General features: G+C 64.1%; 17 protein-coding genes, 1 tRNA gene and 1 pseudogene. 12 read left to right on the top strand and 7 right to left on the bottom strand.

Annotation, left to right across the window (positions count from 1 at the left end):
* The first annotated feature begins 18 nt into the window (after positions 1 to 18).
* Together HALLA_RS09225 and HALLA_RS09230 are read left to right on the top strand one after the other, a co-directional pair.
* Entirely contained in the window at positions 19 to 801 is a 783-nt protein-coding gene (locus HALLA_RS09225) for a YihY/virulence factor BrkB family protein (RefSeq protein ID WP_049953080.1), read from the top strand.
* A 110-nt stretch (positions 802 to 911) separates the two neighbouring features.
* Positions 912 to 1661, top strand: a complete 750-nt coding sequence (locus tag HALLA_RS09230) for a hypothetical protein (protein WP_049953082.1) — start codon at positions 912 to 914, stop codon at positions 1659 to 1661.
* A 306-nt stretch (positions 1662 to 1967) separates the two neighbouring features.
* Here the strand turns inward: HALLA_RS09230 and HALLA_RS09235 are convergent.
* Positions 1968 to 2042 (bottom strand) — tRNA-Val (locus HALLA_RS09235).
* A gap of 176 nt (positions 2043 to 2218) precedes the next feature.
* On the opposite strand from HALLA_RS09235, the gene trpD reads away from it, so the two are divergent.
* Genes trpD through trpG form a run of 4 tightly spaced genes read left to right on the top strand, consistent with a single transcriptional unit; the run spans position 2219 to position 6213 of the window.
* Positions 2219 to 3229, top strand: coding sequence for an anthranilate phosphoribosyltransferase (gene trpD, locus HALLA_RS09240; protein WP_049953083.1), 1011 nt, complete (start codon positions 2219 to 2221; stop codon positions 3227 to 3229).
* Positions 3226 to 3882, top strand: a complete 657-nt coding sequence (locus HALLA_RS09245) for a phosphoribosylanthranilate isomerase (RefSeq protein ID WP_049953084.1) — start codon at positions 3226 to 3228, stop codon at positions 3880 to 3882. The genes trpD and HALLA_RS09245 overlap by 4 nt, the downstream gene beginning before the upstream one ends.
* A gap of 28 nt (positions 3883 to 3910) precedes the next feature.
* Positions 3911 to 5605 carry an anthranilate synthase component I gene (gene trpE / locus HALLA_RS09250; protein ID WP_049953085.1) on the top strand — a complete coding sequence of 565 codons (1695 nt, stop codon included), beginning with the start codon at positions 3911 to 3913 and terminating at the stop codon, positions 5603 to 5605.
* Positions 5602 to 6213, top strand: coding sequence for an anthranilate synthase component II (gene trpG, locus HALLA_RS09255; RefSeq protein ID WP_049953086.1), 612 nt, complete (start codon positions 5602 to 5604; stop codon positions 6211 to 6213). Before trpE ends, trpG begins: the two co-directional genes overlap by 4 nt.
* A 58-nt stretch (positions 6214 to 6271) precedes the next feature.
* Here the strand turns inward: trpG and HALLA_RS21045 are convergent, their stop codons facing one another.
* Positions 6272 to 6445 (bottom strand): hypothetical protein, encoded by a 174-nt coding sequence (locus tag HALLA_RS21045; RefSeq protein WP_169732127.1) that lies wholly within the window; start codon positions 6443 to 6445, stop codon positions 6272 to 6274.
* 418 nt (positions 6446 to 6863) lie between these two features.
* Here HALLA_RS21045 and HALLA_RS09260 point away from each other — a divergent pair, with 418 nt between their 5' ends.
* Together HALLA_RS09260 and HALLA_RS21050 are read left to right on the top strand one after the other, a co-directional pair.
* A complete protein-coding gene (locus tag HALLA_RS09260) occupies positions 6864 to 9983 on the top strand; it encodes an adenosylcobalamin-dependent ribonucleoside-diphosphate reductase (RefSeq protein ID WP_049953087.1) in 3120 nt (1039 codons plus the stop codon).
* A gap of 148 nt (positions 9984 to 10131) precedes the next feature.
* Complete coding sequence (locus HALLA_RS21050; RefSeq protein ID WP_169732128.1) at positions 10132 to 10308, top strand: HVO_2523 family zinc finger protein; 177 nt, start codon at positions 10132 to 10134, stop codon at positions 10306 to 10308.
* Here the strand turns inward: HALLA_RS21050 and HALLA_RS09265 are convergent, their stop codons facing one another.
* The 4 genes from HALLA_RS09265 to dnaK form a co-directional block, all read right to left on the bottom strand.
* Positions 10309 to 11112, bottom strand: a complete 804-nt coding sequence (locus HALLA_RS09265) for a hypothetical protein (RefSeq protein ID WP_049953088.1) — start codon at positions 11110 to 11112, stop codon at positions 10309 to 10311.
* A 159-nt stretch (positions 11113 to 11271) separates the two neighbouring features.
* Positions 11272 to 11865 carry a DJ-1/PfpI family protein gene (locus HALLA_RS09270; protein WP_049953089.1) on the bottom strand — a complete coding sequence of 198 codons (594 nt, stop codon included), beginning with the start codon at positions 11863 to 11865 and terminating at the stop codon, positions 11272 to 11274.
* A 106-nt stretch (positions 11866 to 11971) separates the two neighbouring features.
* Positions 11972 to 13141, bottom strand: coding sequence for a molecular chaperone DnaJ (dnaJ, locus tag HALLA_RS09275; RefSeq protein WP_049953090.1), 1170 nt, complete (start codon positions 13139 to 13141; stop codon positions 11972 to 11974).
* A gap of 105 nt (positions 13142 to 13246) precedes the next feature.
* A complete protein-coding gene (gene dnaK / locus HALLA_RS09280; protein ID WP_049953091.1) occupies positions 13247 to 15217 on the bottom strand; it encodes a molecular chaperone DnaK in 1971 nt (656 codons plus the stop codon).
* Between the two features lie 204 nt (positions 15218 to 15421).
* Between dnaK and HALLA_RS09285 the strand changes: the two genes are divergently transcribed.
* Together HALLA_RS09285 and HALLA_RS09290 are read left to right on the top strand one after the other, a co-directional pair.
* The gene (locus tag HALLA_RS09285; RefSeq protein WP_049954060.1) at positions 15422 to 16105 is read left to right on the top strand and encodes a helix-turn-helix domain-containing protein; all 684 of its coding nucleotides are present in this window, start codon (positions 15422 to 15424) and stop codon (positions 16103 to 16105) included.
* 96 nt (positions 16106 to 16201) lie between these two features.
* Positions 16202 to 17017 (top strand): alpha/beta fold hydrolase, encoded by an 816-nt coding sequence (locus tag HALLA_RS09290; RefSeq protein ID WP_049953092.1) that lies wholly within the window; start codon positions 16202 to 16204, stop codon positions 17015 to 17017.
* Positions 17018 to 17075: 58 nt separating this feature from the next.
* Here the strand turns inward: HALLA_RS09290 and grpE are convergent.
* Positions 17076 to 17996 (bottom strand): annotated as a pseudogene (grpE, locus tag HALLA_RS09295) (nucleotide exchange factor GrpE); the annotation flags it as partial.
* A 165-nt stretch (positions 17997 to 18161) separates the two neighbouring features.
* On the opposite strand from grpE, the gene HALLA_RS09300 reads away from it, so the two are divergent.
* Positions 18162 to 19622 carry a DEAD/DEAH box helicase gene (locus HALLA_RS09300; protein WP_049953093.1) on the top strand — a complete coding sequence of 487 codons (1461 nt, stop codon included), beginning with the start codon at positions 18162 to 18164 and terminating at the stop codon, positions 19620 to 19622.
* A 62-nt stretch (positions 19623 to 19684) separates the two neighbouring features.
* Positions 19685 to 21247, top strand: a complete 1563-nt coding sequence (locus HALLA_RS09305) for a DUF790 family protein (protein WP_049953094.1) — start codon at positions 19685 to 19687, stop codon at positions 21245 to 21247.
* Positions 21248 to 21255: the final 8 nt, after the last annotated feature.

The following is a 21255-nucleotide window of genomic DNA, read 5'->3' on the forward strand; positions in this document are numbered from 1 at the left end:
CCGAACGAACACACAGCTATGAACCCAAAAGAGACGATCCTCGAGATCTACGCTACGGCCAGCGATCGCGACCTGACGTATCTCGCCGCGGGATTCGCGTACTACGCGTTCGTGTCGGTGATCCCGCTGATACTGCTTGCGATCGTCGTCGGCTCGCTGCTCGGCGGCGAGGACATCGCCGAGCAATTGATCAGGGTTGCCGGTGATTTCCTCCCCGAAGCCGGAGAAGAACTCGTTACGGACGCGCTAACGACGGAGTCCGGTCGCACAGAAGCGACAATCGTCGCGCTGCTGGTCGCCGTCTGGGGTGGTCTGAAGGTGTTCAGAGGGCTCAGTCTCGCATTCGACCGGGTGTACGGCACCGACGCCGAGAACTCGTTTCTCGAGCAGATAACGGACGGACTGGTCGTCATCCTCGCGGGGGCCGGCGGTATCGGATTGATGGTCGCAACGGCCGCGATTCTCGGCTTGCTCGCGGGAACGGTTCCGTTCGTCGGCGTCCTGAGCTGGCCGCTTTTGGTGCTCGGACTCTTTTTCGTCTTCCTCCCGATGTACTACGTCCTCCCACCGATCTCCCTCGAGCTACGGGAGGCGATCCCCGGAGCGGTATTCGCCGCGGTCGGCTGGACGGTTCTCCAGGCTGGCTTCCAACTCTACGCGGCCAACGCCGGCCAATACGAGGCCTACGGTGCCGTCGGTGCGGTCTTGCTGTTTGTCACCTGGCTGTACTTCGCCGGAATCCTTCTCCTGTTCGGTGCCGTCATCAACGTCGTTCGCTCGCGGCCGGATCTCGCCGAGTAAGCCCGCGCGCAAACGCGTTCGAAACCGTAACTCGATCGGTCAGTATCCCGCAGCTCGATCGGCCAGTATCGTGGAGAAAGATTATGCTATCGGCGAGTAGAAACCAAACCATGACCGACGATTCGGATTCTGCGGACGGATCGACGCCCGGCGGCGGTCCGACTCGAGTCGTTTCGGAGACGAGCGTCGACGACATCCTCGAGTCGATCGACTCGTCTCCGGAGACGGTTCGGGACGACCCCGGCGACGAAACGCAACGAGACGGGGTAAACCGAGACGAGACGAAAGAGCCGGACGAAAGCGACGACTCGCGCCCCCTCGAGTCCGACGACGAAGACGAGTTCAACGCCGATTCGATCGACGACTCGAAACCGACCACGACGACCATCGAAACCGGTCAGCCGGCCGATCCCAACGCCGTCGCCGCGGACGCCGACTCGAGTGTAGCGTCGCCCGACGAGACCGCTTCAGCGGAGCCAGACAAAGGAGACCCCGCTCGCGAGGACGACAGCCCGGGACTTCCCTCGCGTATCGAACGCGGTGCGGTTACCGGTGCCGACGTCCGTGCGGCAGAGACCGGCGACGGCCGCGAGGAGACGACCGACATCGGCGACATCGATCTCTCGATGGACGACCTCGAGTCCTCGCGCGAGAGCGCCGGTCCATCGGGGAGCAAGCGCGGCAGGTCGTCGACCGACGGCCCGCTCTCGGGCACGATCGGATCCGGCGCTCCGAAATCCGACGACGGCGGTGTCAGCGACGACGAGACCACACCCGACCACGGCGACGCCGACGAGTCGGGGACAGAGGCCTCCTCGAGCGGCGTGTTCGGACGGTTGAAAGGGCTGTTCTCGAGGTGAAGACGCGCTCGCGCCGTTGGATCTGTTATTGGCAACCCGCAGCCACCAGACAATCAGTTCGCCCCTTGAGTTCGTTTGCTCCGCTCAGCGGGTGTGTTCTGTGAAAATCGGGTTGGGGCAGATTTGAACAACGTCAAGACGGTCCGGGTCGCTCACGTCGTTCGCTTCCCGGGCTGCGACTTGCCTCGTTCAAATCTCCCGTGACAATTTTTCAGCGACGAGCGCCTCGCTTCGCTCGCGGCTTCGCCGTTCGCGATCGTGGCGCGACGCGCCACGCACCGCTCGTCGCGTTGTGTCGCTGAGAAATGGGTTGGGGCAGATTTGAACTGCCGGCCTCCTCCATGTCAAGGAGGTGTCATAACCAGACTAGACCACCAACCCGTGTCCGGTTTTCTCGGCGCGCGTCGCGCCTCGTGCAACTAATCGTTGCCCACCACCGTAATTGAAGGTTTCGAATCGGTCGGCGTACGCGAGCCATCACCACGGCCCGTCCGATACGTTTAAGCCGATGTACTCATTTGGACATTGTAAGACAACTACGTACATTGGTGTTTACTATGCAGGAGTACGTCGAACGGGTGACTGACGGAGACGATCTCACACAGAGAGAGGCTCGAGCGGCCTCGAGCGCGGTTTTCGAGGACGCAACAGAGGCACAGATCGGCGCGTTGCTCGCGGGGTTGCGCGCGAAAGGAGAAACCGAAGCCGAAATCGCAGGCTTCGCAGAAGGGATGCGCGAGGCCGCGCGAACGATCGAACCGGACCGCGAGCCGCTGGTCGACACCTGCGGCACGGGCGGGGACGACTACAACACGATCAACGTCTCGACGACGAGCGCGGTCGTCGCCGCGGGAGCGGGCGTTCCCGTCGCCAAACACGGAAACTACTCGGTGTCCTCCTCGTCGGGCAGCGCGGACGTCCTCGAGGAGGTCGGCGTCGACGTGGAGGCAGAACCGCCGGCCGTCGAGGAAGCGATCGAGAACGACGGCATCGGATTCATGCTCGCGCCGGTCTTTCACCCCGCGATGAAGGCGGTCATCGGACCGCGAAAGGAACTCGGGATGCGGACGATATTCAACGTCCTCGGCCCGCTCACCAACCCCGCCGGCGCGGACGCGCAGGTCGTCGGCGTCTACGACCCGAATCTCGTGCCCGTTCTCGCCAATGCGCTCGCGCGAATGGATGTGAGCCGAGCGCTGGTCGTCCACGGCGCCGGCACCGACGAAATCGCGATCCACGGCGAAACCGTCGCCGCGGAGGTCGACGGGTCGGACGTCGAGACAACGACCGTAGAGCCCGCAGATATCGGTCTCGAGTCCCACGACATCGGCGACATCGCGGGCGGGACGCCAGAAGCCAACGCGGCGGACCTCCGCGGCATCGTCGACGGATCGGTCACGGGCGCGAAACGAGACGTGATTCTCGCGAACGCGGGCGCTGCAATATACGCCGCTGGCGACGCCGATTCGCTCGAGGAAGGCGCGGTGATCGCCGGAAACGCCATCGACAGCGGGGACGCGGCAGCCAAACTCGACCAGCTCCGGTCGGTCTCACCGGAGGCACGATGACGCGGGTCAAAGTCTGTGGCATCACGCGATCCGAAGACCTGCAGACGGCGGTTGATGCGGGCGCGGACGCGATCGGGATTATCGCCGACGTTCCCGTCGACACCCCCCGAGACGTGTCGCCGGAACGCGCCGCGGACCTCGTCACGGAGACGCCCCCGTTCGTCACGTCGGTGCTCGTGATGATGCCGTCGGACTACGCGCGGGCGATCGAACTGGCTACCGAAATCGAACCGGACGCGATTCAGCTTCACGGCGATATCCGCCCCGGCGACCTCGCGTATCTGCGCGCGAAGCTCGAGACCCGGATTTTGCTGGCGGTCGACGCCGAAGACATCTCGGTTGCGAAACAGTACGACGACATGGTCGACGGCTTCGTCGTCGATTCGATCGGGGAAGACGGCGGCGGCGGCACCGGTCGAACCCACGACTGGGAACGCACGCGAGCCGAAACGGCAGACCTCGAGTCGGCCGTGATCCTCGCCGGCGGGTTGACGCCCGACAATGTCGCCGAGGCCGTCCGTACGGCAGAGCCGTTCGCCGTCGACGTCGCCAGCGGCGTCGAGGAACGCGGCGGCGTCAAAGATCCGGATGCGGTCGCGTCGTTCGTCGAACGCGCGACCGGAAACACGCAGGCCGTCGAACCGGGCTCCTGAGAGCCACTCTCCATCGAATTTCGATCTCATGACCGAACACGATACAGAACCTGACCCCGCGGATCGCACCGCCGAGACGCCGACGCTCGACCTCGAGCGCGCGGCGTTTTGCGAACACGCCGGCTCGAGCGAGGATCGACCGGCCGTCGTCCGAGTCGTCGCGACGTACGATCTCGAGACGACGCCGTTGGCTGCCTACGCGGCGCTCACCGGGCGGTCGACGCACGGACGGGAGCGGTCCAGTGACGAAACCCCCTACGCATTTCTACTCGAGAGCGCACAGAAGACGCCCTCGAGCGATCCCGACGGTGCGTTTCAGCCCAGCTCCGCGGACGCAGAGCGCCACGCCCGATTTTCGTACGTCGGCTACGATCCCGAGGCCGTCGTGACGGTCGGCCCCGAGGGAACGTCCGTCGAGGCGCTTTCGGAGAACGTTCCGCTCGATCTGATCGACACTGCGGGGGCGGACGACACCGTGGATGCGCTTCGCGGTGCGCTTCCGGATGTCCGACTGGCGAATATGCCGGACCACGATCGCCAGCATCTCGAGGGCGGGCTCGTCGGGTTTCTCTCCTACGACGCCGTCTACGACCTCTGGCTCGAGGAGGTCGGACTCGAGCGACCGGACTCTCGGTTCCCGGACGCCCAGTTCGTCCTCACGACAAAGACGCTCACGTTCGACGAGCGCGACGGAACGGTCTCGCTCGTGTGTACGCCGGTGCTCGAGGCTGCGGACGATCCAGCCCGCGTGTACGAAGAGATTCGCGAGGAAGCCCAACGCGTCGGAGACGTCCTCGCCGAGGCCGAAGACCCCGAAGCAGGCGGATTCGTCCGCGAGGGCGAGGTCGCCGGGTCGAAAGACGCCTACGAGGAGAGCGTTCGACGGGCGAAAGAACACGTCCTCGACGGCGACATCTATCAGGGCGTGATCTCGCGGACGCGCGAGCTCTACGGCGACGTCGATCCGCTCGGGTTCTACGAGGCGATGCGGGACGTGAACCCTTCGCCGTACATGTACCTCCTCGATCACGGCGACCTCACGGTCGTCGGTGCCAGCCCCGAGACGCTGCTCTCGGTCCGCGGCACGGAGGTCATGTCGAATCCGATCGCCGGGACCTGCGACCGGGGCTCGAGTCCCGTCGAGGATCGGCGGCTGGCGGGCGAGATGCTGGCCGACGACAAGGAGCGGGCCGAGCACACGATGCTGGTCGACCTCGCCCGAAACGACGTTCGTCGCGTCGGCGAACCGGGATCGGTCCGCGTCGAGGAGTTCATGAACGTCCTCAAGTACAGCCACGTCCAGCACATCGAGTCGACCGTAACCGGCCAGCTACGCGCGGGTTCCGACGCGTTCGACGCCACGCGAGCGTCGTTTCCCGCGGGTACGCTTTCGGGCGCGCCGAAGGTGCGAGCGATGGAAATCATCGACGAGTTGGAGACCGAACCCCGCGGCCTGTACGGCGGCGGCGTCGGCTACTACTCCTGGACCGGCGACGCGGACTTCGCCATCGTGATTCGGACGGCGACCGTCGAGAACGACACCCCGGCGGATACGCCGGGTTCACAGCGGATCACCGTCCGGGCGGGCGCGGGACTCGTCGCCGACAGCGACCCGACGGCGGAGTACGACGAGACCGAAAAGAAGATGGGCGGCGTTCTCGCCGCGCTCGAGCGCATAGAGGAGACCCCCGCCGAGACGCCACCAGCGGAGGTGTCCAGATGAGCACGACTGCCTCGGCGAGCGAGACCGATCGCTCGACCGTGCTGTTTATCGACAACTTCGACTCGTTTACGTACAATCTCGTCGAGTACGTGAGCCAGCACGCCGAGACGGCGGTTCTGAAGAATACCGCCTCGCTCGCCGACGTGCGAGCGGTCGACCCGGACGCGATCATCATCAGTCCCGGCCCCGGCCACCCCAGACACGACCGCGACGTCGGCGTCACGATGGACGTGCTCCGCGAGATCAGTCCCACCGTTCCAACGCTCGGGATCTGTCTCGGGCTCGAGGCCGCGGTCTACGAGTACGGCGGGTCGGTCGGTCGAGCGCCGGATCCGATACACGGGAAGGCGTCCCCGATCGATCACGACGGAACGAGCGTCTTCGACGGCCTCGAGGACGGATTTCGCGCGGGTCGATATCACTCACTCGTCGCGACGGAGATTCCGGACTGTTTCGACGTTTCGGCGACGGCCGAACACGACGGAGAGACGCTCGTGATGGGCGTTCGCCACCGCGAGTACCCGATCGAGTGCGTGCAGTTTCACCCCGAGAGCGTCCTGACGGCGGTCGGGCACGATCTGATCGAGAATTTCCTCGAGAGCGTCTAACGGCTATGAAAGCAGATGATACGTGATTCAGCAGAGTGGCGCGATTCTATCGCGGGACTTAGACGAAGCCTAGAATACCGGCGGTGTAGTAAGCACCGAGAATAACCGCGGCCACGATGCCGACGCGGATGGCGAGTTTGATCGCGATTTTAACCGCGACGATAACGACCATGAGGGCAGCCAGCACCGCGAGGCCGAGCAACACCGGGGAGCCTGTGAGTATGTCGATCATACTGGATATCGTGAACGGAAGGACGTAACCTTTCTGGTGACGTGACAAACGAGGATAGGTGACCGACAGCGACTCGAGACTGTTCGGATACGGCCTCGTTCGCGGCTGGAAGACGGATCGACGGATCGAACATTCCACTTCCAGTACGGTCTGAAAATCGTTAAGGCCGTCCGGTACGTACTAGCTGATAAGCACGCAGACGGCCGTCTCAGCCGTCCCACTACCGACCACCGCACAAGATCTTATAGAGACTTCTGTACAAGTGTATTTGTCCTAATACAAGAAAAGTAGGACCACATCACCACACTTTATGAGGAATGCATGAATACCGAACTTTCGTCACGAATGATCCGAACGAGGACCAACTACGGTACGGAAATGACAGACGGCGACGTATTCGCCTCGAGGTGTCTCGCGCATGAGTAAGTCTGACCTCTCTGCGGACGATCTTACACTGCCGATCAAGCGCACCGACGGGGACACTTTAGCGGAGCGCCTGACCGATAACGCCTATCAGAATATTCTGCCGGCTCGCTATCTTCGCAAAGACGCAAGCGGCGACCTGATCGAAACGCAAGAAGAACTCTTCGAACGCGTCGGGCGCAACATCGCGCTCGCAGAAGCGCCGTACGAGGCCGAAAAACGGGACCTCGAGATCACCGTCACGCCCGACCAGCTCAAACCGGACCACCCGCGGCGAGACGAACTCGCCGAGGAAGTTTTCGGTGATGGCGTCACCGCAGCAGACGACGTTGAAACGACACTTACGGAAACCAACGTCAACAAGTTCGCCTACGACACCGTCGTTCCGGAACTGCCAGCTGACGTCCGCGAGCACGTCGAGGACGTCGCCGAAACGTTCACCGAAGGCATGGAGTCGCTTTCTTTTATGCCGAACTCTCCGACGCTGATGAACGCCGGCGACGAACTCCAGCAGCTCTCGGCCTGTTTCGTCATGTCCCCGGACGACGACCTCTCGGATATCCACGAGACGGCCAAGAAGGCCGCGGAAGTCTTCCAGTCCGGCGGCGGCGTCGGCTACGGCTTCTGGAAGCTTCGCCCGTTCGGCGACGCCGTCGGATCGACCGGCGGGATCGCGTCGGGCCCGATCACCTTCATGCGGACCTACGACCAGCTCTGCGAGACCATCGCACAGGGCGGGACCCGACGCGGCGCACAGATGGGAATCATGCGCGTCTCCCACCCCGACGTCATCGAGTTCATCCACGCGAAGAACAAGGACGTCTCGCTGGCCCACACGCTGCGACTCAACGACCCCGACGACTACACATACACCTCCTTCAGCGAGGCGCTCGAGGAGGCTCGAGAACTCATCGACGACGACGGACGCGTTCCGAAACACCTGCGCAACGCCGTCGAAGGTCACCTCTCTAACTTCAACATCTCCGTCGGCGTCACGGACGACTTCATGGAAGCCGTCCAGAACGACGAGGAGTACACGTTCACCAACCCGCGCACGGAAGAGCCACACATCGCCACCGAGGAAACCAAGGAGATGTACGGTCGCTACGACCTCGGCGAGCACGTCGAGGTCGGCGAACCGCTTTCGATCCCCGCCGAACTCATCTTCGAACGCATCGTCGAAGGCGCTCACGAGAACGGCGAACCCGGCGTGATCTACCTCGAGCGAGTGAACAAGGAACACTCCTTCGACGTCGAGGCGGAACCGGACCACCGCATTCTCGCGACGAACCCGTGCGGCGAACAGCCCCTCGAGGAGAACGAGGCCTGCAACCTCGGCCACATCAACCTCTCGACGCTCGCCGACCTCGACGCGCCCGACTGGCGCGTCTGGTCCGAGCAACACGGAGACGAGTACGACTCCCACGAGGCCGCCATCGAGGCCTTCCTCAAGGAGGCCATCGACTTCGAGGAGTTCGACGAACGCATCGAGTACGGCACGCGATTCCTCGAGAACGTCGTCACGATGTCGGATTTCCCCGTCGAAGACATCGAGCAAACCGTCCGCGACATGCGCAAGATCGGTTTGGGCGTCATGGGCCTCGCCCAGTTGTACGTCCAACTCGGCGTGAAATACGGCAGCGAGGAAGGAAACGAGATCGCCAGCCAGCTGTTGACCCACATCAACCACGGCGCGAAGGCCAAGAGCCACGAACTCGCGACCGAACGCGGTTCGTTCAACGACTGGGACGAATCCAAGTACGCGAACCCGACCGAGTACCGCGAGTGGTTCGAAAAACAGACCGGCGAAGACGCAGACGACTGGGCAGACGGCTTCCCGATCCGCAACCACAACGTCACCACCATCGCCCCGACCGGAACCACCTCGATGGTCGGCAACACGACCGGCGGCTGCGAACCGATCTACAACGTCGCCTACTACAAGAACGTCACCGACGACGTGCAGGGCGAGGAGATGTTAGTCGAGTTCGACGACTACTTCCTGCGCACCCTAGAGGACAACGACATCGACGTCGACGCCGTCAAGGAAGAAGCTCAAGAGCAGATGGCGACCAACCAGTTCGACGGCGTCGAGGGTCTCGAGACGGTTCCTGACGCCATCGGCGAACTGTTCGTCATCACCAGCGACCTCTCGGCGAAACAACATGCCGCAGTCCAGTGTGCCTGCCAGAACGGCGTCGACTCGGCCATCTCGAAGACGGTCAACGCGCCGAACGACTCCACGCTCGAGGACGCGAAGGAAGTCTTCGAGTGGGTCTACGACAACGGCGGCAAGGGCGTCACCTACTACCGCGACGGCACCCGCTCGAAGCAGGTGCTGACGACCCGCGCGGACAACGCCGACTTCGCCGACGAAACCGAGGCTGCCGAGGCGCTCGTCGACCAGATCGACGAGATCTTCGGCGGGCTCGAGGCCTTCCTCGAGAGCGAGGATGTCCAGGACATCCTCGAAGAGGACGTCGACTCGCTGCTCGCCGACGAAGGCGAGACGGTTCACGTCGACTTCACCGAGAAACGCGAGCGACCCGACGCCCTGCAGGGTGTCAGCCAGCGGATCGACACCGGCTACGGCAAAGTCTACGTGACGATCAACGAGGATCCCGAGACCGGCCAGCCGTTCGAACTATTCGCGAACATCGGCCACTCGGGCGGCTTCACGAACTCCTTTACCGAAGCGCTGGCGAAGGTCATCTCGACCTCGCTGCGCTCGGGCGTCGATCCGGAGGAGATCGTCGACGAACTCTGTGGCACGCGCAGTCCGAAAGTCGCCTGGGACAAAGGCGAGCAGATTCAGTCGATTCCAGACGCCATCGGCACCGCGATGCGCCGCTATCTCGACAACGAGATCGACAAACCGTACCCGAAACAGGCGACACTCGAGGAGTCAGCCGACGCCGAGATGGGCGTTGAACCGGCCGACGCACACGAGACCGACGGCGGTGCTACAGCACAGCCACCCGTCGACGACCACGACGCCACGCAGGACTTAATCGACGCCGGCGAATCGCCGGAATGTCCGTCCTGTGGCTCGCTCTCGCTTTACTTCTCGGAAGGCTGCAAGACCTGCGAGTCCTGTGGCTGGAGCGAGTGCTAAGAACGGGAGTACGACTCATTCACTAACGCAGGCGGTCGAAGCGTCGATTCATCGATTCGGTTTTTCGTTTCAGCCTTCGAGCAGTCGTCACGTTGATAGCGACGCCGTTCGTTGCACCGGATACGAGACGCCCTAGCGAGGACAATCGATGAGCAATAGCGACACTGGATCTGGCGACGAGCCGGATTCTGAGACCGAACGCGACTTCGAGCGCGGAACCGGACCGCCGTGTCCGTTCTGTGAAACGCCGATGTACAAGCGCCACTGCAAGTACGTCTGCCCCCAACACGGGGTCGTCATCGACTGCAGCGATCCGTTTCTCTAACTATATCGAGACACGCTCGAGATCGATGCGTCTCGGTTCGGGCGTCGACTCGCGATCAGACATCGTCACCGCGTACGCGCCGCGATCCTCGAGAGCGGCGTCCGTGCTGCCTTCGGAAGCGTTGCTCTCGGCATGTCCGCTCGAGAGGACGCAGACCCCGTCAGCGAGCAGCGGTGCGATCACGCCTGCGGCGACCGCCCGCGGATCCGATAGCGGCGCTCTGACGACGACTCGATCTCCCGTTTCGATGTCGTTCGTCGCGATCACGTCTCGCCCGCATTCGAGGAGTTCGCCGTGGGTGACTGTCCGATCCCCGTCGGTTAGCACCGGCGTTTCGGGATCGGTGTCGATCGGCGGAAACGACGGGTTCTCGCTCCAGAGGCCGGTATCCAGGTGGTGAACGGCGGGCTCGTCCGGGCTCTCGCCGTATCCGATCCGTTGGCCACCCGTCGGCAGTCGATAGTCGCCGACGCGCGGAGTCGGGGCGACGACCACCCGGTACGCGTCGCCCGCTGCGGACGACTCGCTGGTGCCCTCATCGACGAGATTCGTCGGCGGATCGAACCTGGTCGTCCCCTCGAGCAGTGTGGTCCCGAAAAACGAAAGCAGCGCCATGGGTCCGGAGCCGACGACGCCGACGGACACCCCTTCTCTGACTCCGCTGTGTCGGAGGAAGTTCCCCGCCTTCCACGCGCTCGTACAGAGCCAGTGAGCGTCGTAGGTCCGGCCGGTGGCGTCCTCGAGTGCGGGTCGGTCCGTTCGCCGGTCTCGAGCGAACAGGTCGCCGACCGTTGCTGCGGTCATACCCGACAATTCGTTCGGAGCGGAAAAAGGACGCCGACTCGCGTCACCGCTCGGGAGCGGACCGTCCGAACCTGAACTGCGGTCCGGTGACACACCGCGTCAGTCGTCTGCCGAAACCGTTAGCCGTCCGTCAGGGTCGTCAATCATCTGCCGGAGCCATCAATCGTCCGCTGGAGCGGCCTTGGCGTGCTCGATTTCGGTCCCGAGCACGTCGAGGAACTCGGCGAGCCACTCGGGATGGTCCGGCCACGCCTGACCGGTGACGAGGGTCTCGTCTCGAACGACGCCGTCCTCCCACGTACCGCCCGCGCCTTCCACGTCCGCCTGCAGCGCGGGATAGGCCGTGCAGGTTCGGCCCTCGAGCACGTCGGCGGCCGCCAGGATCTGCGCGCCGTGACACAGGGACGCGACAGGTTTGTCGGCCTCGAAAAAGTGCCGAACGATCTCGAGCACCTCGTCGTAGGTTCGGAGATACTCGGGTGCGCGACCGCCCGGAACGACCAGCGCGTCGTACTCGGTCGGGTCGACGGCGTCGAAATCGTGGGTCAGTTCGAAGTTGTGGCCGGGTTTTTCCGTGTAGGTCTGATCGCCCTCGAAATCGTGAACGGCGGTCGGGCAGCTATCTCCGGCGGCCTTCTCCGGACAGACCGCGTGGACGTCGTGGCCGACCATCTCGAGGGCCTGAAACGGGACCATTACCTCGTAGTCTTCGACGAAATCGCCGGCGAGTAACAGGATCTGTTGTGCTGGCATGGCGTTGTAACACCCGCAAGGAACTACCACGCCCACGAAGATAAGGCTCGTGTCGGAGCATACCAATCGACACGGATTGTAGCTATTCGATCGACGAGCGATCAGTTCAAAAGGCTCGCTTGATCTTCTCGAAGAAGCCTTCGTTGACCTCGATTTCGTCGCCGCCGGCTTCCGCGAACGCCTCGAGGGCCTCTCGCTGTTCAGCGTTTAAGCTATCGGGCGTGACGACCTGGACCTGCACGAAGAGGTCACCGCTGCCGCGGCGCTGGAGTCGGGGCATCCCTTTACCCTCGAGACGGAAGGTTTCGCCGCTCTGGGTCCCGTCCGGAATCTCGAACTCGGCCGCGCCGTCGAGCGTCGGCACTTCGACCGTATCGCCGAACGTCGCCTGCGGGAACGAAATCGGGAGGCGGTATCGGAGGTCGTTGCCGTCGCGTTCGAACTCCTCGTGCTCGCGGATCGAAACGTCGATCAGCAGGTCGCCGCTCGGGCCGCCCTCCGGACTCGGACCCCCTTCGCCTTCCATTCGGAGCGTCTGCCCGTCCTGAATGCCCGCGGGAACGTCGACGGTGAGCGTGACCTCCTCGCGGACGTACCCTTCGCCGCGACAGTCGCCGCAGGTCTCCGAGTAGAGCGTCCCCTCGCCCTCACAGCGCGGACAGGCCGTCGTCTGCTGGACGCGCCCGAGCGGGGTCTGTTGGACCTGTGTGACCTGCCCGCGGCCCTGACACTCCGGACATGTCTGTGCGTCCGCGTCCGGCGGATGTCCCTCGCCGTGACAGGTGTCACACGCTTCAGGTCTGGCGATCGTGAACTGCTTTTGAGCCCCCTCGTAGGCCTCCTCGAGGTCGATCTCGAGATCAGTTCGCATGTTTCTGCCTTTCTGGGGGCCGCGTCTCCCGCGGCCGCCGCCACCGCCGAAGACCTGCTCGAAGATGTCGCCGAGGCCGCCACCGCCGCCCATACCGCCGGCACCGCCACCCATTCCACCGAATGGGCCGCCGCCCATGCCGCCGGCTCCGCCCTGGCTGGCGTCGTACCCGTGTTTTTCGGCCTGCTCGTACTGGTCGTGGCCCATCCGATCGTAGGCGCTTCGTTTCTCCTCGTCCGTCAGGACCTGTTTCGCCTTCTGTATCTTCTTGAACTTCTCTTCGGCGTTGGGGTCGTCGCTGACGTCCGGATGATACTCCGTCGCCTTCGATCGGTAAGCCTGCTTGATCTCCTCGGGCGAAGCGTCCGGACTCACGCCGAGAACATCGTAGAAATCCTCACTCATTCGTTACCCCACGGTAATCGATTGAGCCACTTGAAATGACCGTTTGTCCGACCTCGTGACCGATCCGCGAGGACGAGCGTTCGGGGTCGTTAGGAGCCGGGGTCGTTAGGAGTCGTCGCCGTCGTCGCCGTCGTCGTCGCCGCTTTCGTCCTCGACGTCTTCGAAGTCGGCGTCGACGTACTCGTCGTCACCCGCATCTGGGCCGCCCGCTCCGGGATTCGGGCCGCCACCCATGCCGCCTCCCATTCCGGCACCGCCCGCGGCTCCCGGTCCGCCGGCAGCGCCGGCTCCTGCCGCACCGGCGCCGGGACCCGCACCGCCCGCGGCGCCCGCACCGGCGTCCTGATAGAGCTGTTTGCCGATCTCCTGGAGCTCCTTGCTCAGGGTTTCGGTCGCCGCCTCGATGTCCTCTGCGTCGGCGTCCTCGTCGTCGATCGTCTCTTCTAAGTCCTCGACGGCCGATTCGACGCTCTCGCGGATCTCGTCGTCGACCTCCTCGTTCTCCTCGAGGAGCGTCTCCGCGCGCTGGATCGCGGCCTCGGCGGAGTTGCGCGCCTCGATCCGTTCGCGGCGCTGCTGGTCCTCTTCGGCGTGTTCTTCTGCTTCTTCCTGCAGTCGGTCGATCTCGTCGTCGGAGAGACCGGCGCCGCCTTCGATCGTGATCTCCTCGCTGGTGCCGGTTCCCTTGTCTTCGGCGGAGACGTTGACGATCCCGTTCTCGTCGATCGAGAAGCCGACCTCGATCTGGGGCGTTCCGGCCGGTGCCGGCGGGATGCCGGTCAGGTGGAACTCGCCGAGCAGTTCGTTCTTCTCGGCGAGTTCGCGCTCGCCCTGGAAGACCCGGACCTGCACCGACGTCTGGTTGTCCGCGGCGGTCGTGAAGACCTTCGACTCCTCGGTCGGGATCGTCGTGTTCTTCTCGATGAGTCGCTCGAAGAGACCGCCCTTGACCTCGATACCGAGCGAGAGCGGCGTCACGTCGAGCAACACGACATCGTCGACCTCGCCGCCGAGGACGCCACCCTGAATCGCCGCACCGAGCGCGACGGCCTCGTCGGGGTTGACGTTCTTCTGTGGCTCTTCGCCGATGAGTTCCTCGACCTTGTCCGCGACCTGTGGCATTCGGGTCGAGCCGCCGACGAGCAGGACTTCGTCGATGTCGCCCTTGTCGTAGCCCGCGTCCTCGAGCGCCTGTTCGGTCGGTTCGACCGTGCGCTCGATGAGGTCCGACGTGAGCGACTCGAACTTGGCTCGAGTCATGCTCTCTTCGAGGTGGATCGGGCCGTCGTCGGTCGCCGTGATGAAGGGCAGGTTGATCTCGGTTTCCTTCCGGCTGCTGAGTTCGATTTTGGCCTCCTCCGCGGCGTCTTTGAGCCGCTGGAGGGCCTGTCGGTCCTCGCGGAGGTCGACGCCGTGTTCGGCCTCGAACTGCTCGGCCAGCCAGTCGATGATGGCGTGGTCCCAGTCGTCGCCGCCGAGGTCGTTGTCGCCGTTGGTCGCGACGACCTCGTAGACGCCGCCGCCCAGGTCGAGGATCGACACGTCGAACGTCCCGCCGCCGAGGTCGTAGACGAGGACGGTCTGATCGGCGTCGTCCTCTAAGCCGTAGGCCATCGACGCCGCGGTCGGCTCGTTAATGATCCGCTCGACCTCGAAGCCGGCGATCTCGCCGGCATCCTTGGTCGCCTGGCGCTGTCGATCCGAGAAGTACGCCGGTACCGTGATGACCGCCCGCTCTAAGTCGTCACCGAGGTACTCTTCGGCGTCGCGTTTGATCTTCTGGAGGATCATCGCCGAAATCTCTTCGGGCGTGTACTCCTCGCCCTCGATTTCGACGGTGTAGTCCTCCTCGCCCATGTGGCGTTTGATCGAGGAGATGGTCTTTTCCGGGTTCTGAATCGCCTGATTCTTCGCCGGTTTGCCGACGAGCCGTTCGTCGTCGGTAAAGGCCACAATCGACGGCGTCGTCCGATCTCCCTCCGAGTTGACGATGATCTCCGGGTCACCGCCTTCCATCACTGCGAAGGCACTGTTCGTCGTCCCGAGGTCGATCCCGAGAATCTTGTTGCTCGTCATCTGGCCGGGTATAACGCGCACTTTGTTTTAAAGCTTACTAGCTGGGACCGACCTACGAATAAAACCCACAGAGAGCGCGTTTATCGCCGACTTTCGGCAGTTGGGATGCGAATAAAAATTTCGGGGTTCTCGAGTCTCCGGTTCGCGAATGACCGGACAAATCGTATCAACACACGGATGTTCGTTGGGTGGAATGATCCCGTCATGGGCCTCGTCGCCGAATTCGAGATCCACTGCGAAGCGCTCCCGCTGGTCGAGGTTGCCGAAGCCGCTCCGGCGGCAGCCATCGAGGTCGAGATACAGTTCAATCACGGCAATCGGCCGCCGTTCATCGTTCACGTCACCCACGATTCACCCGACGCAGTCGAGCGGGCGCTCGAGTCGTCGTCCTTTGTCGCGACGTATACGGTGCTCGGGCAGGCCGGCGAGACGCGTCGATATCAAGTGATCCCGGCTGTCGGAATCGTCGAACAACTCGGCGATCACGTCGACCTCTCGGGGCTTCGCGCGCTGGCCACGACCGACTCGAGCATCGATCGGATTCGCGCGACGCCGACGGGCTGGATCCAGACCGGGTGGTTCGCCGACCGAGACGCGTTCCACGAGTTCCGCCGATTCTGGCAGAAAAACGCCGGATTCACTCTCCGGCGTCTCGGCCGCGTCGGCGAACCCGAAGAACCGGGCGACGGCCTGACCGATCCACAGCGGGAAGCGCTCCGGACCGCCTACGAGATGGGACACTACCGGATTCCGCGGGCGGCGTCACTCGAGGCGGTCGCCGACGAACTCGAGATTTCGCCGTCGTCGCTCTCCGAACGGCTCCGTCGCGCGCAGACGCACCTGATAGAGACGACGGTGGCTTCGATCTGGCCGCCGCTGCCGGAGTGAACTGCGAGAATTGGCGCGGTCACCGACGACGGATAAACTGCCGAACGATTGCGAGACACGCTTAGCCGGGTCGACACCAAATCCGTCGATCCACCCATGCAGACGATCACGTCAGCAGACGGTACCAGTATCGCGTACGAGACGGACGGAGACGGTCCGCCGCTGGTCCTCCTCCACGGCGGCGGGACGCGCCGCTATTGGGAGCCGTTCGTTCCTCGGTTCTCGGACGACTTCACTGTCGTTCGGCCGGACCGTCGAGGCCGCGGCGACAGCGGCGACGGCGACGAGTACGATATCGGCCGCGAGGTCGAAGACGCTCGCGCAGTAGTCGACGCCGTGGCCGGCGATCCGATCCTGTTCGGGCACTCTTTTGGCGGCCTCCAAGCGCTCGAGGCCGCTCGAGACGCGCCCGTGCAAGCGGTCATCGCCTACGAACCCGCGTACCTCGTCGGCGACTATCGAAAGCGAGCGAACCTCGCGTCCCGAATGCAGGCCCAACTCGAGAACGGCAATCGTCGCGAGGCGATGAAACTTCACCTCGAGGAGGTGATCCACGGCGGCGAGATCGACGAGCTCGATCGCTGGCTCGAAGAGTGGCCCGCCTGGCCGGAGTACGCCGAACACGTCGAGAACGCGGCGCGTATGGACCGCGCGCTCGAGGACCACCAGCTTTCAGAGACGCTGGACGTGGACGCACCAGCACTTTTACTGACCGGGAGCGAGGGGCCGTCGCACCTCCGGGAGAGCGTTCGGGCAGTTCACGACGCACTTCCCGAAAGCCGACTCCTCGAGTTCGACGGCGTCGGTCACCTCGGCCCGACCGAAGCGCCGGAGCGGATCGCGACCGAGCTTCGGCGGTTTCTCGAAGAAACAGAGGCGGCGGATCCGACGATCGAAGGTGAGCAAATCTAAAAGGGCGGACGCAATACGTACGGCCTTCTCGTCGCACACCTGTTTTCGAACTGCGTCAGTTCTCGGGTTCCGCTTCGGAGTCTCCAGATTCGTTTACCGGCTCCTCGGCTGGCCCACCGTCCGCATCCGCCCCGTTTTCGTCGTCCTCGTCGGCGAATTCCCCGTTCGAGACGGTGATCTGCGCGTTCTGGATTACCTTCTCGCCCATCTCGTAGCCGGGCGTAAACACGTCCGCGACCGTTCCCTCGGGCTGGTCGCTGTCGACGTTCATCATGACCTCGTGGCGTTGGGGGTCGACCTCGGCTCCCGGTTCCGGATCGATTTCGGTGACGTTCTCGTCCTCGAGGATCCGGTCGAACTCTCGAAGGGTCATGTCGACGCCGTCGCGAAGGCTTTCAACGTCGCCGCTTTCCTCCTCGAGTGCGCGTTTGAGGTTGTCTCGAACGCCGACCAGCCGCTCGACTAGGTCTTCGGTCGCGCGCTCTTTCATCTGCTCCTGGCGCTTTTTGGCTCGCTTCTTGTAGTTCTGGAAGTCGGCTTGCTTGCGCTTGAGCCGGCTCTGGAGGTCCTCGATTTCGGCTCCCGCCTCCTCGAGTTGTTCGTCTCGCTGCCCGAGCGCCGCCCGAAGCTCGCCGATCGTTTCGGCCTGTTCTTCGACGCGGCCGACGAGGTCCGCCTCGCGTTCGACCGCGTCCGCGAGCAGTCGATCGACCTCCTCGGAGGTGTCCTCGTCCGGAATCGCCGCGACGGCGTCGGCGAGTGTCGTCGAGACGTCGGTATCGGCGGGTTGTCCGTCCTCGAGCGATTCGTCGGTAGTCGATTCAGTGTCGGAATCCGCGGCGTCTGACGCATCGAGTCCATCCCCGGTGGACTCGTCGGTTTGGCGTGCCGAACGCTCGTTCCCGTCGGCACCGTCGTCGGATTCCTCCTCGGACGAAACGGCCTGGGCGTCTGCATTTGTGCCCTCGTCTTCGCTCATATCCCAGTCAAAGAACAGCGGTAATAAAAGGGTTGAGGTCCGCATCCGGACGTGTCAGTACGCCTGGTAGCGATCGTGACGCGCTGTGGGTCTCGAATTCGAACGCTCGCCGGCCGAACTGGCCCCAGCCAATCGATATTTGTGCGTCCGGCGTGAGTTCCTGCTATGACGGCTCCGGAATCGGACGACGCGTTTCATCTCACCCTCCGCTACGAGGATGGAACGGTCCGTCTCGACGGAGACCTCCCCGAACGCGTTCGCTCGCAGCTTCTCGAGTCGCCCTCCCTCGAGTTCGAATCGGACTCGCGAACCGGCACGTATCGTGTTCCAGGATTTCAGTACGCAGCGCTTCTCGAAGCCCTCGAGCACAGCACTGACAACACCGGCACCGATGTCAGTGCGGATCGAGTGACGATCGATGACCGAGTCCTCTCGGTCGAGCATATCCCGCAACTCGAGTCGGCCTATACGTTGCGGGAGTATCAGGAGACGGCCCTCGAGCGCTGGCTCGAGACCGACTCGAGTCCGGGTAACGACGACTGCCCGCCTGCCCCCGCGGGCGTTCTCGAACTCCCGACGGGCAGCGGCAAGACGGTGATCGGGCTGAAAGCGATCGAGCACCTCTCGAGACCGACGCTGATCGTGGTTCCGACGATCGACCTCCTCGAGCAGTGGGAACGCGAACTCGAACGGGAGTTCGAGGTTCCGATCGGGCGATTCGGCGGCGGCGAACAACGACTCGAGGTGATCACCGTCTCGACGTACGACTCGGCGTACCTGAAGGCGGACTCGGTCGGCGACCGGTTCGGCCTCGTCGTCTTCGACGAGGTACACCACCTCGGCGGGGAGGGGTATCGCGACATCGCTCGGCTGCTGGCCGCACCCGCACGGCTCGGACTCACGGCGACGTTCGAGCGGCCGGACGACGCCCACGAAGTGGTCGCCGACCTCGTCGGCCCGCTCGTCCACCGGATCGAGGTCGACGAGCTCGCCGGAGACCACCTCGCGCCCTACGACATGAAACGACTCGAGGTGTCGCTCACGGACGAAGAGCGCGAGGAGTACGAGCGGAACCAGTCGATTTTCACCGACTACCTCGCCAGTTCGAACATCCGAATGCAAAGCGGCTCGGACTACCAGGAACTCGTCAAGCGCTCGGGCAACGACGCGGAGGCCCGCGAGGCGCTGCTCGCACGACAACGTGCGCGAGAGATTACCCGCGGAAGCGACGCCAAGATACGGGCGCTCGAGTCGATTCTCGACGAGCACCGCGGCGAACGGATCATCGTCTTCACCGCCTCGAACGACCTCGCGTACGAGGTGAGCGAACGATTCTTGATCCCCACGATCACGCATCGGACTGGGACGGAAGAGCGCCGGGAGATTCTCGAGCGCTTTCGCGAGGGCACCTACTCGCGCGTGGTAACCTCGAACGTCCTCGACGAGGGCGTCGACGTTCCGGACGCCTCCGTCGCCATCGTCCTCTCGGGGAGCGGCAGCGAACGCGAGTTCACCCAGCGGCTCGGTCGGATCCTTCGCCCGAAGGACGACGGCGGACGAGCGCTGTTGTACGAGGTCGTGAGCCGGGAGACGAGCGAAGAGCGCGTCGCCGACCGTCGGCGATAGCTCGAGTCTCGCAGGACTCACACCGGGTGATTTTTACCATCTCTGCGCTGATAGGTTCATAGATGTTGACGAAGGACCTGTTGCGCGTCTCGCGCGCAGGAGGGGGATACCAGCCGCGCTTTGCCGGGCGCGAACACCGGCCGCTCGCGGCGCGGGTCATCGGAATCTATCAGGGCCACGTCGGCGAGTCGAGGGGCGCACTCGAGTCGGCGCTCGAGGAACTCGAACGGGGGATCAGCGGCGTGGGGGAATCCTCGGACGGATCGGCGTCGAACGAGCGACAACGTCCCGTCGACGAGTTTAAACTGGTCCGCGGGCTCGCTGCGCTGTTGGATCGCGAGACGACGGTCCAGACCGAAGCGCCGCTCGAGCCGGTTCGCGCCCGCAGGGCGGCCTTCGAGGCCGCCGAAGCCGTCGGCGGGGTCGCCTCCGAGGAGGAGCGCGCGATGGCGCTGGTCGGGGCCGGCGAGACCCTCGAGATATCCGCCGACGATATCGCGACGTCGCTGTACGCCGACCTCGAGGACCGACAGATCGTTGAGACGGTCGACTCGCGCTGGAGCCCCGACGAACTCCTCGCCCAGTACAACCTCTCGCTGGCTCAGACGGCACTGTTCGACGCCACGGAGATCCGCGTCCGCTCGAGCGACCCGAAGGCGCTAATTTCGGCGATCAAACGCCTGCGGCTGATGTACGAAATCGAGAAGACGCCGGCGGGGCGCGAGGTCGTCGTCACCGGCCCGACGCACCTCTTTCGCGCGACGAGGCGGTACGGGACCCGCTTTGCCAGGTTGCTGCGGACGGTCGCGAAAACGAGCGAGTGGCGACTCGAGGCGACGATCGACGACCGCGGGACCGAGCGAACGATGACGCTCTCGGACGACGACCCGGTATCGGTTCCCGACGCCGCGCCGGTCGTCGACGTCTCCTTCGACAGCGGCGTCGAATCGGAGTTCGCCGCCCGCGTCTCGGCCGTCGACCTCGAGTGGGACCTCGTGCGCGAACCCGAGGCCCTAGAGAGCGGGACGCGCGTGATGATCCCCGACTTCGCGTTCGACTACCACCACGCGGACTTTCGGGTCTACCTCGAGATCATGGGCTTTTGGACGCCCGAGTACGTCGAGAAGAAACTCGCACAACTCGCGAACCTCGAGGACGTCGACATGATCGTCGCCGTCGACGAATCGCTCGGCGTCGGCGAGGAAATCGTCGCTCGAGACCACCGCGCGATCCCCTACTCGGGGTCCGTTCGACTCAAAGACGTCGCGGACGTCCTTCGGGAGTTCGAATCCGACCTCGTGGCAGAGAGCGTGGCCTCGCTCCCCGACGAGATCGATCCGGACGAGGACGCGGTGGCGCTCGCCGCGCTGGCCGAGTCCTACGGCGTCAGCGAGGACGCCCTGTCGGAGCCGTCGTATCCGAACCACGAACTCGTCGGACGAACGCTCGTTTGCCCTGCAGTTCTCGAAGACCTCGAGGAAACGCTCGAGGACGGGATGGATCTGGCGGCCGCCGAAGCGGCGTTCGGGTCATACGGTATCTCCGACTCGAGCGCGATGCTCTCCCGGCTCGGCTACCGCGTCGACTGGGAGGGATTGTCCGGCGGGACCGTACGCGAGCGGTGACGTTTTGA

Origin of the sequence: Halostagnicola larsenii XH-48, assembly GCF_000517625.1 — an archaeon.
GTDB classification, from domain to species: Archaea; Halobacteriota; Halobacteria; order Halobacteriales; family Natrialbaceae; genus Halostagnicola; species Halostagnicola larsenii.

Coding starts and splice junctions, on each gene's coding strand:
- HALLA_RS09260 (WP_049953087.1), top strand. CDS start 6,864: ATGAGTAAGTCTGACCTCTCTGCGGACGATCTTACACTGCCGATCAAG.
- HALLA_RS21050 (WP_169732128.1), top strand. CDS start 10,132: ATGAGCAATAGCGACACTGGATCTGGCGACGAGCCGGATTCTGAGACC.
- HALLA_RS09300 (WP_049953093.1), top strand. CDS start 18,162: ATGACGGCTCCGGAATCGGACGACGCGTTTCATCTCACCCTCCGCTAC.
- HALLA_RS09270 (WP_049953089.1), bottom strand. CDS start 11,865: ATGCCAGCACAACAGATCCTGTTACTCGCCGGCGATTTCGTCGAAGAC.
- HALLA_RS09265 (WP_049953088.1), bottom strand. CDS start 11,112: ATGACCGCAGCAACGGTCGGCGACCTGTTCGCTCGAGACCGGCGAACG.
- HALLA_RS09305 (WP_049953094.1), top strand. CDS start 19,685: ATGTTGACGAAGGACCTGTTGCGCGTCTCGCGCGCAGGAGGGGGATAC.
- dnaJ (WP_049953090.1), bottom strand. CDS start 13,141: ATGAGTGAGGATTTCTACGATGTTCTCGGCGTGAGTCCGGACGCTTCG.
- dnaK (WP_049953091.1), bottom strand. CDS start 15,217: ATGACGAGCAACAAGATTCTCGGGATCGACCTCGGGACGACGAACAGT.
- trpG (WP_049953086.1), top strand. CDS start 5,602: ATGAGCACGACTGCCTCGGCGAGCGAGACCGATCGCTCGACCGTGCTG.
- HALLA_RS09245 (WP_049953084.1), top strand. CDS start 3,226: ATGACGCGGGTCAAAGTCTGTGGCATCACGCGATCCGAAGACCTGCAG.
- HALLA_RS09290 (WP_049953092.1), top strand. CDS start 16,202: ATGCAGACGATCACGTCAGCAGACGGTACCAGTATCGCGTACGAGACG.
- HALLA_RS09225 (WP_049953080.1), top strand. CDS start 19: ATGAACCCAAAAGAGACGATCCTCGAGATCTACGCTACGGCCAGCGAT.
- trpE (WP_049953085.1), top strand. CDS start 3,911: ATGACCGAACACGATACAGAACCTGACCCCGCGGATCGCACCGCCGAG.
- HALLA_RS09230 (WP_049953082.1), top strand. CDS start 912: ATGACCGACGATTCGGATTCTGCGGACGGATCGACGCCCGGCGGCGGT.
- HALLA_RS09285 (WP_049954060.1), top strand. CDS start 15,422: ATGGGCCTCGTCGCCGAATTCGAGATCCACTGCGAAGCGCTCCCGCTG.
- HALLA_RS21045 (WP_169732127.1), bottom strand. CDS start 6,445: ATGATCGACATACTCACAGGCTCCCCGGTGTTGCTCGGCCTCGCGGTG.
- trpD (WP_049953083.1), top strand. CDS start 2,219: ATGCAGGAGTACGTCGAACGGGTGACTGACGGAGACGATCTCACACAG.